At 45.4% G+C, this 12,605-nt stretch carries 10 protein-coding genes; all 10 read left to right on the forward strand.

What is annotated here, in order from left to right:
• The first annotated feature begins 5 nt into the window (after positions 1-5).
• Entirely contained in the window at positions 6-2,327 is a 2,322-nt protein-coding gene (gene lon, locus CI597_RS09550) for an endopeptidase La (protein WP_024728428.1), read from the forward strand.
• 18 nt (positions 2,328-2,345) lie between these two features.
• The gene (locus CI597_RS09555) at positions 2,346-3,623 is read left to right on the forward strand and encodes a bifunctional folylpolyglutamate synthase/dihydrofolate synthase (protein WP_024728427.1); all 1,278 of its coding nucleotides are present in this window, start codon (positions 2,346-2,348) and stop codon (positions 3,621-3,623) included.
• A gap of 4 nt (positions 3,624-3,627) precedes the next feature.
• The gene (locus CI597_RS09560) at positions 3,628-4,101 is read left to right on the forward strand and encodes an HD domain-containing protein (protein WP_024728426.1); all 474 of its coding nucleotides are present in this window, start codon (positions 3,628-3,630) and stop codon (positions 4,099-4,101) included.
• A 9-nt stretch (positions 4,102-4,110) separates the two neighbouring features.
• Positions 4,111-4,917 (forward strand): dihydropteroate synthase, encoded by an 807-nt coding sequence (gene folP, locus CI597_RS09565; protein ID WP_024728425.1) that lies wholly within the window; start codon positions 4,111-4,113, stop codon positions 4,915-4,917.
• A 13-nt stretch (positions 4,918-4,930) separates the two neighbouring features.
• Positions 4,931-5,758 carry a 2-amino-4-hydroxy-6-hydroxymethyldihydropteridine diphosphokinase gene (folK, locus tag CI597_RS09570; protein WP_024728424.1) on the forward strand — a complete coding sequence of 276 codons (828 nt, stop codon included), beginning with the start codon at positions 4,931-4,933 and terminating at the stop codon, positions 5,756-5,758.
• Positions 5,755-6,885, forward strand: a complete 1,131-nt coding sequence (locus CI597_RS09575; RefSeq protein WP_024728423.1) for a chorismate mutase — start codon at positions 5,755-5,757, stop codon at positions 6,883-6,885. The genes folK and CI597_RS09575 overlap by 4 nt, the downstream gene beginning before the upstream one ends.
• A gap of 51 nt (positions 6,886-6,936) precedes the next feature.
• Complete coding sequence (locus tag CI597_RS09580; RefSeq protein WP_024728422.1) at positions 6,937-9,435, forward strand: alkaline phosphatase family protein; 2,499 nt, start codon at positions 6,937-6,939, stop codon at positions 9,433-9,435.
• A gap of 117 nt (positions 9,436-9,552) precedes the next feature.
• Positions 9,553-10,839 carry an adenylosuccinate synthase gene (locus CI597_RS09585; RefSeq protein WP_024728421.1) on the forward strand — a complete coding sequence of 429 codons (1,287 nt, stop codon included), beginning with the start codon at positions 9,553-9,555 and terminating at the stop codon, positions 10,837-10,839.
• 62 nt (positions 10,840-10,901) lie between these two features.
• Complete coding sequence (gene lepB, locus CI597_RS09590) at positions 10,902-11,456, forward strand: signal peptidase I (protein ID WP_024728420.1); 555 nt, start codon at positions 10,902-10,904, stop codon at positions 11,454-11,456.
• Positions 11,457-11,468: 12 nt separating this feature from the next.
• On the forward strand, positions 11,469-12,605 hold the full coding sequence (locus CI597_RS09595; protein ID WP_024728419.1) for a hypothetical protein: 1,137 nt from the start codon (positions 11,469-11,471) through the stop codon (positions 12,603-12,605).

Raw genomic sequence — 12,605 nt, forward strand, 5'->3', positions numbered from 1 at the left:
AGCAGATGAAAAAAGTATTACCGATGCTTGCGCTGAGGGGGAAATACATATATCCGAATTCGGTGATTCATTTTGATGTCTCACGGAGTAAATCGGTGCGTGCGATCGAGGAAGCCATGCAGAACGATCAGATGATTTTTTTAGACAATCAGATCGATCCGGCGATGGAAGATCCCAAATCCTACGATCTCTACCAGATCGGGACATTGGCGAGAATCCGCCAGGTAGTAAAACTGCCTCAAAATATTATCCGGGTTTTTGCCGAGGGTATGTTCCGGGCTGAAATTCTTGAAGTTTGTGAGGAAGAACCGATATTTCGGGTAGAAGCGGCCTATCAGCACACGGAGCAGCAGGAATTTGAACAGGATGAGAAAGAGGCGGTATTCCGCGCTTTGAAAGAAAGTTTTGAAAAATATACCGGGGTTTGGAATCAGATGGACCCCAATGTATACAGTTATATTCTCATGCAGACGGATCTGGAAGTGTTTGTGGACCATCTGGCAACCCATCTTCCATTTTCTCTGCAGAACAAACAGAAGCTCCTGGAAGAAATGGACTTAAAACCGAGATGTGAGCTGATGCTTGTGCTTCTGGAACAGGAACTGCGTTTGGCTTATCTTAGGCTGGATATCCAGGAGAAAGTGAAAGAGAACATCGATGACAATCAGCGTGAATATATGCTGAGAGAACAGCTCAAGGTGATCCGGGAAGAACTTGGAGAGACCAATATCGCAGACGAAGCCGATGAGTTCCTGCGCAAGCTTTCTGAAATGGAAGCAGGCGAAGAAGTGAAGGACAAGATTAAGAAAGAAATCTCCCGGTTTCAGGCTATGGGAAACAGTGCCGCCGAGAGCGCGGTGCTCAGAACTTACATTGAGATTATGCTGGATGTGCCATGGGAAAAACTTTCCGAAGATTCCATGGATCTGGAGGAAGCAGAAAATATTCTGGAAGAGGATCACTACGGACTGAAAAAGGTTAAGGAGCGGGTTCTGGAATATCTGGCGGCAAGGGCCATGAGCCAGAAAAAGGACGCGGCCATCCTCTGTCTTGTGGGACCTCCGGGAACGGGAAAAACATCCATCGCAAGGTCGATTGCCAAGGCAACCCACAAAGAATATGTGAGACTATCCCTCGGAGGCGTCAGAGACGAGTCTGAGATTCGGGGGCACAGGAAGACTTACGTGGGAGCTATGCCGGGAAGGATCGTGGCAGCGATCCGTCAGGCCAAAGTACGCAATCCTCTGATGCTCCTGGATGAAGTGGATAAGGTGGGAAAGGACCAGAGAGGAGATACGGCATCGGCACTTCTGGAAGTTCTGGATGGAGAGCAGAACGAACATTTCCGGGATCATTATCTGGAAGTGCCGCTGGATTTAAGTGATGTACTGTTCATCGCCACGGCAAATGATCTGTCCACGATCCCCAAGCCGCTTTTAGACAGGATGGAGGTCATAGAAGTTTCCAGTTACTCTGAAAACGAGAAATTCCACATTGCCAAAAATTATCTGGTAAAAAAGCAGATGGAAGCCAACGGGCTGACTCCGAAGGAAATTGTCTGGAAGGATGATGCCCTGAGACTGCTGATCGCCAGTTATACGAGAGAAGCGGGTGTGAGAAGCCTTGAGAGAACCATTGGAAATGTTTCCCGAAAGGTTACAAAGGATATTTATCAGGGGAAGAAGAAAAAGGTGACGGTGACGAGAAAAGCAGTCCGGGATTATCTGGGCACGGCGCCGTATGAACTGGAAAAAGAAAACTTGAAGGACGAGGTGGGAATCGTGCACGGGCTGGCATGGACTAGTGTCGGAGGAGTCATGCTCAACGTGGAAGTAAACACAATGCCGGGGAAGGGAAAATTTATCGTCACAGGGTCCCTTGGTGATGTGATGAAGGAATCGGCCCAGGCCGCAGTGAGCTATATCCGGAGCAAGAGCGGCAAATATAAGATCAAGGATGATTTCTTTGAAAACCACGATATCCACATCCATATTCCGGAAGGTGCAGTACCCAAAGACGGACCGTCTGCGGGGATCACCATGACCCTTGCCCTCCTCTCGGCTATCACAGGAAGAAAAGTCCGGGGGACTGTGGCAATGACCGGAGAGGTGACGATCAGGGGACAGGTATTGGCAATCGGGGGACTGAAAGAAAAAATGCTGGCAGCAAAACGCGCGGGCATGACAAAAGTACTCGTGCCAAAGGCCAATGAAAAGGATGTCAGGGAATTTGATACAGAGATCACAGAAAATATTGAGATCGTATATGTAAAGAAGATTGAGGACGTCGTAAGAGAGGCTCTTCTTTCTGAACAGACAAAAAGATGAGACAGGGAGGCAGCTTTCATGAACTATCAGGAGACAATGGAATTTATCGGACGTGCAAATAAGTTTGGAAGTATTTTAGGACTTGACAATATCAGGGAATTGTTAAACCGTCTCGGAAATCCCCAGGACCGGCTGAAGATCGTTCATATAGCAGGCACCAACGGAAAAGGTTCCACCCTGGCGTTTCTTGCGTCTGTATTTAAAGAACAGGGTTATGAAGCAGGACGATATGTGTCTCCTGCTTCTTTCTGCTATGAAGAAAAGTTCCGTATTAACGATGAGATTATCACAAAGGAAGATCTCTGCTTTTATATGGAGAAAATAAAAAAAACAGCGGAGGAGATGGTCAGAGACGGAAAAGAGCATCCGACAGTCTTCGAGATGGAGACTGCCCTGTCATTTCTTTATTTTCTCGATAAAAAAGTGGACGCAGTCCTTCTGGAAACAGGACTTGGGGGACGACTGGATGCAACGAATGTGATAAAGCATCCGATCTGTACAGTCATTGCGTCGATCAGCTATGACCATACCCAGTATCTCGGCAGCACTATTCAGGAGATCGCAGGTGAGAAGGCAGGTATCTTGAAAAAAGGATGTCCTGCAGTTTCTTACGATAATACTTTTGAGGCCAGGGAAGTGATAGAGAAGGCCGCAGGAGAAAAAAATGTGTCTCTCATCTTTGCAGAGGCAAGCCGTCTTGACGTCTTATCCGAAAACTTAAAGGGCGCAGAATTTTCTTACGTCTGCGCAGATGGAACAGAGTACCCGAATATGGAAATCGGTATGCTTGGGGAGCACCAGATCTGTAATGCCGCAGTCGCTCTGGAGACTATCCAAATCTTAAAAAAATCTTATATTTTTCGGCAGGATTCCATAAGAAAAGGATTAAAAAATGCTGTATGGGATGGCCGATTACAGCGTATTTGCGCGGTTCCTGAGGTTTATTGCGACGGAGCTCATAATCCGGACGGAGCCGAAAAGCTTTTACGGTTCCTTCAAAAGAATTTTACAAATAAAAAAATAATCTATATAATGGGAGTATTGTCGGATAAAGATTATTTGCAGATGTTAAAGATTATGTCTCCAATGTCAGATGAAATTTACGCGGTGACACCGGAAGGTGACCGTGCCCTGCCTTCGGGGGTGCTGGCTGACGCTGCCCGTCCGTTTTACCGGAAAGTGACCGAAGGAGGAAGTCTTGGAGAATGTTATCAGAAGGTTAAGAAGGAATGCGGACAGGACGATGTTATCGTCGTGTTCGGAACCCTGTCATTTTTAAAAGAACTGAGAGGTTAGAGCAGTGAAGCGGCTTTCATATATCACGAATCATCCGGAATATCAGAGTGCTTACCGGCAGATTCAGGATGCGGAGAAAGGAAGGGCCTTTTGTCTCCACGACACCGGGCATTTTCTGGCGGTTTCCAGGATTGCTTATATCCTTGTGCTTGAAGAACGGCTTGACGTAAAGAAAGATGTGATCTATGCCGCAGGCTTTCTGCACGATATCGGAAGAGGAAAGCAGTATTCCGAGGGAATTCCACATGAGGAGGCAGGCATTTCGATCGCCTCGGCTATTTTATCTGAGTCTCCTTATAATATAGAGGAGCGGAGCACGATTCTGCTTTTATTAGGGTCCCACAGAAGGCCGGACAGTGATAAGCTTTCCTGCCTTTTTGGCCGGGCAGACAAGCTCTCCAGGGACTGCGGCAACTGTAAGGCGAGAGAAGAATGCTACTGGCCGGAAGAGAAGAAAAACAACATATATCGGTATTAGGAGCTGGATATGAAGATAGGCAAAAGACAATTTGATATAAAAAACCATGGATATATTATGGGGATACTCAATGTGACTCCGGACTCTTTTTCGGATGGAGGAAGATACACCCGCCTGGATGCGGCTCTGAAGCATGCGGAGCAAATGCTCGGCGAAGGGGCGGATATCATTGATGTCGGAGGGGAATCCACCCGCCCGGGACATGAAAAGATCACCGCAGATGAAGAGATCGAGAGGACAGCTCCGGTGATTGAGGCCCTGAAAAGAGAGTTTGATCCGGTCATTTCCCTGGATACATACAAGTGGCAGGTGGCTAAGGAAGGCATCCGTGCAGGCGCTGATATGATTAATGACATATGGGGACTCAAGTGGGACGGAAAAATGGCTCCGCTGCTGGCCAGGGAAGGCCTTCCGGCCTGCCTTATGCATAACCGGAAGAATACAGATTACAAAAATTTTTTGAGTGATGTGATAAAGGATCTCAGGGAGACTATGCAGACTGCCGAGGAGGCCGGCATGCGGAAAGAACAGATACTGCTGGACCCGGGCATTGGATTTGCAAAGACTTTGGAACAAAATTTGATGCTCATGAACCATTTGGAACTTCTTCTTGAGTTTCAGGTGCCGGTACTGCTCGGTACATCCAGAAAATCTATGATTGGATTTACTCTGGATCTGCCGGCAGATGAGAGGACAGAGGGTACTGTGGCCACTACGGTGAGCGGATATATGAAAGGCTGCCGGATGTTCCGGGTTCATGACGTTAAGGAAAACAGGCGCGCCCTCACTATGATCGAGGCAATCTGCCGTTATTAAAGGAGCGGGGAAGATGGATCAGATTATTATAAAAGAGCTGGAGATTTACTGCAATCACGGCGTATATAAAGAAGAAAAAGTCCTGGGACAGAAATTTCTTGTGTCCGCAGTACTGTATACAGATACAAAACGGGCCGGCAAGAGTGATAAAATAGAATATTCCGTCAACTACGGGGAAGTATGCCATCGGATTCGGGAGATCATGGAAAGAAATACCTTTGATCTGATCGAACGGGTGGCGGAAACAATTGCAGAGCGGCTTCTTAAGGAATTTGACTTGATAAAGAAGACAGAGGTGGAAGTTAAGAAACCGTGGGCTCCGATTGGACTGCCGATTCAGAGTGTTTCTGTAAAAATCGAGAGGCAGTGGCACCGGGCGTATATCGGAATCGGTTCAAATATGGGGGACCGGATGCAGTATATAAACGAAGCGGTAAAACAGATGAAACAGGAAGATGATCTCAGGATGGCCTGTATGTCAGACCTTGCGGAGACAGAACCTTACGGATATACGGAGCAGGATAAATTTATCAACGGATGTATCGGTATCGATACATTGAAGACGCCTGAGGAACTCCTCGGATATTTGCAGAGACTGGAAAACAATGCGGGCAGAGAACGGCTCGTGCATTGGGGCCCCAGGACACTGGATCTGGATATTTTGCTGTATGATGACATAGTGATTCATGGGGAGCATTTGACCATACCTCATACAGAGATTCCGAAACGGAGTTTTGTTTTGGAGCCTCTTGCACAGATAGCACCTTATGAGAGGCATCCAGTTCTGAACAAAACCATCCTGGAGTTAAAAGATGCTTTGGAGGAAAAGGAAGAAAAATGAGAGATTTACTTGACATAAGAAAGGACATAGACCGGATTGACCGAAAGATCGTCCGCCTGTTTGAAGAGCGGATGCATTGTTCCGAAGAGGTTGCGGAGTATAAAAAGGGAACAGGCAAGCCGATCTATGACAGGGAGAGGGAACAGCAGAAGATAGAGGCACTCACCGGTGAAGTCGGACCGGAGTTTTTAAAGAAGGGGACAGAGGAACTCTTTTTGCAGCTCATGTCCATCGGGCGCAGATACCAGTATAGTCTCCTGTCGGAAGAAGACAGTTACGTGCGCAAAATGTTTAAAGAGGTAGATAAGCTGGAGATCAACCGTGATACAAAAGTTGTATATCAGGGGATTCCCGGAGCGTATCAGGAACAGGCCATGGTTCAGTTTTTCGGAGAGAATATCAGCCATTTTACGGCCGATGAGTTTAAAGATGTGGTCGTGGCAGTGGATGAGGGAAAGGCAGATTATGGTATCCTGCCCATCGAGAATACTTCCGCAGGTACTGTGAGCGGCATTTATGATCTTCTCCTGAATCATGACGTATGTGTAGTCGGAGAAGAGACGGTAGAGTGCAATCATGCTCTTGTAGGCATCAGGGGAACAGATCTTTCCAAGGTGACCAAGGTATATTCACATCCACAGGGGCTGATGCAGTGCAAACAATTTCTGGACGAGACCGGATGGGATCAGGTCCGCATAAGGAATACGGCGGTGGCGGCCAAAAAAGTTGCTGATGACAATGACCCGACCAAGGTTGCAATTTCCAGCGAGCGGGCGGCAAAGCTCTATGGACTGGAGGTACTGAAGCGCAATGTGAATTACGAAGGAAATAACTGCACCCGTTTTGTGGTCATGTCAAAGAAAAAACAGTACCGGGGAGATGCCGGGAAGGTGAGCATCAGTTTTTCTCTTCCGCATGAGACGGGATCTCTTTATAACATTCTTGCACATTTTATGTTCAATGATGTCAGCATGACGAATATTGAATCCAGGCCGCTTCCGAACAGGCAGTGGGAATACGGATTTTATATAGATGTGGCCGGAAACTTAAATGAACCGGGCATACGCAATGCTCTGACCGGCATCCGGGCGGAAGTAAAAGATTTTAAAATACTTGGAAATTTTTAAGGAGAGAGAGGGGCAGGCTTAAAAAAATACAAAATTAGGTGGGAAGAAAACATGAACAGTAAATCAAATGGTTTCAAAGACAAACTAGGAAAAATTCATAACTTTATTCATAAGTTTGGAAAATATTTTATCATTGTGTGTCTGATCTTATTCTGTGTTCTGTGTATCAAGAATAAAGATCAGTTCGCGGAGCGGGTGGCAAAAGGCGTGCCTGAAAGCGGTATGGAAAAGATCCCGGTTGCAGATGGAGATACGATCACGCAGGAATTCAAAGCTAATTTTACTATGGCAGAAAAATTAGAATTCCGTATAGGGAGAAACTTTGGTGATGCAAGGCCTGGAAGGATTGAACTGAGTATTAAGGATTCCAAAGGAAATATTATTTTTCACGTAACTCCGACCATGGAAGAAGTGGATGGAAGAGCTGAAATAAAAGCCACGATGAGAAGAAGAGAACTGGATGAAGATCGTTGGTATAAGGCAATCGTAAACCAGAAACTAGAGAAAGGCGAAACTTATACTTACGAGATCAAGGGGGTCGGAATTAAGAAAGATGATCCGCTGTATATTTATACGTCCAGAGATATGGGATCAATTTTTGAGCCGCTCATAAAAAACGGACAGAAAACAGAGATCCGTCTTTGTGCAAAAATGTGGACTACTCAAATTGATATGTGGGCCATTGGTCTGACGATTGCAATTGCATTAGGATTGATCGTGCTCTTGCTTGTACAGATTAAAATTCCTGAAAAGCTGAATAAATGGATGTCATGGGCATTATTCATCGTGAATCCGTGGCTGGCTTTTTATATGGTGGAAAAAGTATTCTACAATCCGATCAGCGTTATGGGAGTTTTTTCTTATGCGCTGAATATCATCTGGTTCTATGTTATTTTTGGAATTCTGCTTTTGATCTTTAACAGGACAAAATACGCAGTCATTGTAGGAGATTTACTTTTATACGGATGTGCCATCGGTAACTACTTTGTTATGCAGTTCCGGGGAACTCCGATCACACCGGCAGACATTTGGGCGTTCGGTACCGCGATGGATGTGGCAGATCATTATACATTGTCTTATAATAAAGCAGCCATTGTTGCAACAATCATCTGCCTCGCACTCTGTATCATTGCATGGAAACTGGATACTATAAAAGCATTCCGATGGAAACAGCGGCTGATTGCACTGATTGTAGTGGCAGCAGTTACAATAGGACAGAGCTTTCTCTGTACGAGAGTAAATTTTCTGGAATCAAAAAATGTAAAGGTAGAATTCTTCAATCAGAAAAAGGGCTATAAAAGAAATGGCTTTGTGTTAAGTTTCCTCCTGAATGTGCAGTATCTCCTCGGAACGGAACCGGAAGGGTACAGTGTAGATAAGGTAAAAGACATTGCCAAAAATTATGAGGTGACAACCGGACAGAATAAGGCTCTGAAGCAAAAACCAAATGTGGTCGTCATCATGAACGAGACATTTTCTGATCTGAATGTGGTCAACAAGATCAAGACAAATAAAGAAGTGATGCCTTATATCAATTCCATGAAAGAAAATACGATCAAGGGCGATATGCTTGTATCGGTATTCGGAGGAGGAACAAGCAACTCTGAGTATGAGTTCCTCACAGGAAACTCAGTGTCTTCTCTTCCGCTGAACGGAAATGCCTATACACAGTTTGTAAAACACGAAGTGCCGAGTCTCGCCACCCAGTTAAAAGAACAGGGATATGACACGACCGCATTCCATCCATATAAGCCGAATGCATGGAACAGACAGAGCGTGTATCCGCTGCTAGGATTCGAGAACTTCCTGGATGAGTCATCCTTGGATGAATCCAAAGTCAGGAGAATCAGAGGATGGGTCAGTGATGAGTCTGATTACGATAAGATCATAGAGACGTTTGAGAATAGAAAATCAGATAATCCTCTGTTTATGTTTAATGTAACGATTCAGAACCACGGCGGATATCTGCTTCCGGACGATAACTTCAAGCAGGAAATTACGATTGAAGACGAGAAGAAGACAGAGCCTGCAGAGCGCTATCTGTCTCTGATCCATGAATCCGACCGGGCATTTAAAAAGCTGATCGATTATTTTAAGGATCAAAAAGAGCCGACCATCGTTGTGATGTTCGGGGACCATCAGCCGAAACTGGAAGATGAGTTTTATGAACTTCTCTACGGAAAGGACTTAAACAGTCTGAGCATCAAGGAGATGCAGAAGAAATTTACCGTTCCGTTTGTCATCTGGGCAAACTATGATATCAAAGAACAGGAAAATGTAAAGCTCACCAGTGTCAACTATCTGTCCACGCTGATGCTCAAGCAGACAAATTTAAAACTGACTCCGTATAATCAGTATCTGGAAGAACTGGAGAAACAGATCCCGGCGATCAATGCCAACGGATATGTGACAAAAGACGGTAAAAATGTTGCGACCCAGGATGAGGAAGATAAAGATAAATGGCTGACAAACTATCAGTATCTGCAGTACAATTCCCTGCTGGATTATAAACACCGCGTAGATTCCTTCTTTTCTGTGAAAGAAAAGTAGGAATCTCCCTGCGGATTCTTGACACATGAGACAAAACAATATAATATTAAAATGTTGTTCGCTTTATGCAAAAGAAAATGGCGAGGACACGTCATTGATAATTAGGAGGATACACATATGGTTAAAGCAATAGTTGGAGCTAACTGGGGCGACGAAGGAAAAGGTAAGATCACGGATATGTTAGGTGAGACTTCTGACATTATCGTGCGTTTCCAGGGAGGAGCGAATGCCGGGCATACCATCATTAACGACTACGGAAAGTTCGCGCTTCACACGCTGCCATCCGGTGTATTCTATGATCATACAACCAGTATTATTGGAAACGGTGTGGCACTGAATATCCCTGTGCTCTTTAAGGAGATTGGGGAAATCGTCTCCCAGGGTGTGCCAAAGCCGAATATCCTCATTTCCGACCGTGCCCAGATCGTTATGCCGTACCATATCCTGTTTGATGAATACGAGGAAGAACGATTGGGGAAAGGGTCTTTCGGATCTACAAAGTCGGGGATCGCACCGTTTTATTCAGACAAATATGCAAAGATCGGCTTCCAGGTCAACGAGCTGTTCGACGGAAAAGCGTTAAAAGAAAAACTGATCAGGATCTGTGAGACGAAAAATGTTTTGCTTGAGCATCTCTACCACAAACCGCTTCTCAACCCGGATGAGCTGTATGAAACACTGATGGAGTACAAGGAGATGGTAGCGCCGTATGTCTGCGACGTATCCCTGTTCCTTCACAAAGCGATGAAAGAAAACAAGACCATTCTCCTGGAAGGCCAGCTGGGCTCGTTAAAGGACCCGGACCACGGTATTTACCCGATGGTGACATCCTCTTCTACTTTAGCGGCATACGGAGCCATCGGTGCAGGTATTCCGCCATACGAGATCAAGAAGATCGTCACCGTAGTCAAGGCATACTCAAGTGCCGTAGGAGCAGGTGCCTTCGTCAGTGAGATTTTCGGGGAAGAAGCCGATGAGCTCAGAAAACGCGGCGGAGACGGCGGCGAATTCGGGGCAACGACCGGACGTCCGAGAAGGATGGGATGGTTCGACACCGTGGCTTCCAAGTACGGATGCAGGATGCAGGGAACGACAGACGTGGCATTTACTGTGCTCGATGTCCTCGGTTATCTAGAAGAAATTCCGGTTTGCGTCGCTTATGATATTGATGGGGAAATAACTACCGATTTTCCGACAACCGGTGATCTGGAGAAAGCAAAACCGGTGATCGAAGTACTTCCGGGATGGAAGAGTGACATCCGCGGAATTACAAAATATGAGGATCTGCCGGAAAACTGCAGAAAATACGTAGAGTTCGTCGAGGAGAAGATCGGATATCCGATTACTCTGATCTCCAACGGACCCGGCAGACATGAGATTATCCGCAGAGGATACACAGACTAAAAATGAAAAACCTCTTTGCAGATACGGCAAAGAGGTTTTTTGCAAAGGTATAGGAGACATCTATGGAAAAAGAACAGGAACAAGAGAATAAGAAAAAACAAAACTTCAGGAAAGAGGTCAGAAGCTGGATTGTCTGTATTGCTGCCACTCTGGCTATTACTTTGTTTATCACAAATTTCGTCATAGTCAATGCCAGTATACCAAGCGGTTCCATGGAAAATACCATCATGACCGGAGATAAACTTATTGCATTCAGGACCGCATACCTGTTCAGTGAGCCTGAACGGGGGGATGTGATTATATTTGAGTATCCGGATGATGAGTCGGAGTGGTATATTAAGAGAGTTATCGCGCTTCCGGGAGAGACGATCGAGGTAAAGGACGGAAAGGTTTATATCAACGGGAGTAAAAAGCCCCTGAAGGAACCTTATATCAAAGAGGAGCCTGTGGACGATTTTGGACCGTATAAAGTGCCCGGGAACGGGTACTTTGTCATGGGAGACAACCGGAACAGTTCCAATGACGCCAGAGAATGGCAGACCCACTATGTGACCAGGGAAGAGATCATAGGAAAAGCGAGCTTTCGATATTATCCGTCTCCGAAGTGGATCAAATAAAGGAGTGAGACCATGAAAAGAAAAATTAGGATTCTTATGCTGGCAGCGGCAGTTATGCTTGCTCTGGCAGCGTCCGGATGTCAAAAAAAAGCTGAACGAGAGCAAAAGCCTTTTGTATCAGAAAAAGAACTGAAAGCATTCATAGGAGAGACGACCAAAAAAGACGAGGTTTCGGACTTTCCAAAACTGGACTACGCTTCGGACCAAAGGGTGATGTTCCATAATTCCCAGGGCTTTTATGTCTTTGACATGAAGGAAAAGAAAGTCACCGCAGCTTTGGATCTGGTAAAAATGAAATTATTTTCCGAGGATGGAGAGACCGAGACGAAGATTATTGTATCCGGCGACGGAAATGTGGTACGGCTTTTAAGAACAAAAGGGGAAGATACGGTTAAGGACTATTTCTATGATGTGAAGGAACAGACTTTGTCTGACCAAAAACAGGCCTTTGATGATGTCTATGAAGGAGATATTCAGAAGACAGGTGAAAAGAAGTTTGCCGGACACTCGAAGGAAGAAGTGATCCGGGAGCTGATGGAGCAAGGACAAAATGACTCCAATGCGATGATCCAAAATGACCGCACCGTAGATTTTCTCGGTTATCCATCCGGGGTATATATGAAGGAAGATCAGATGTTTAAAAATGTTTCTCTGATCCAATACGATGTTAAAGCAAAAAAGAAGTCTGTGACTCCTCTGTTTGACGGATTTGTAAAGACCGATCAGGAAACGGACGCCTCAAAGCTTGTCTTTGAAGGCAGCCGTTTCATGAAATTCAGCGAAAACGGAGTCCTCTACTTCGATGTGGATGCTATGCAGAAGACCGGCGGGACAAAGGGTACATTCGGAGACCTTGTCATCGGAAATGTCTTTCAGTCAAAGAGCGGAAAGCTTACGGTCTCATTTGAAGATATTTCAAAGGCGGATCTTTCGTTGAAACCGGTGCTGTCACTGAACAACATCGATGAAAAAGGGGAACCTCAGATGATGGAATTAAAAGAAGGCAGGAATACTTATACGTTCAGCGGTCTGAAAAAAGAATTATTTTATTATATTGACTACTATGCAACGAAAGATGCCCCGGATGAAAAGAGCATGAAAAAGACCGATCAGCAAAATAAAAAGCTCAGGGTGAGCATAAGCAGCTAA

It is taken from the genome of Anaerostipes hominis (ex Lee et al. 2021), from assembly GCF_002270485.1.
GTDB lineage: Bacteria > Bacillota > Clostridia > Lachnospirales > Lachnospiraceae > Anaerostipes > Anaerostipes hominis.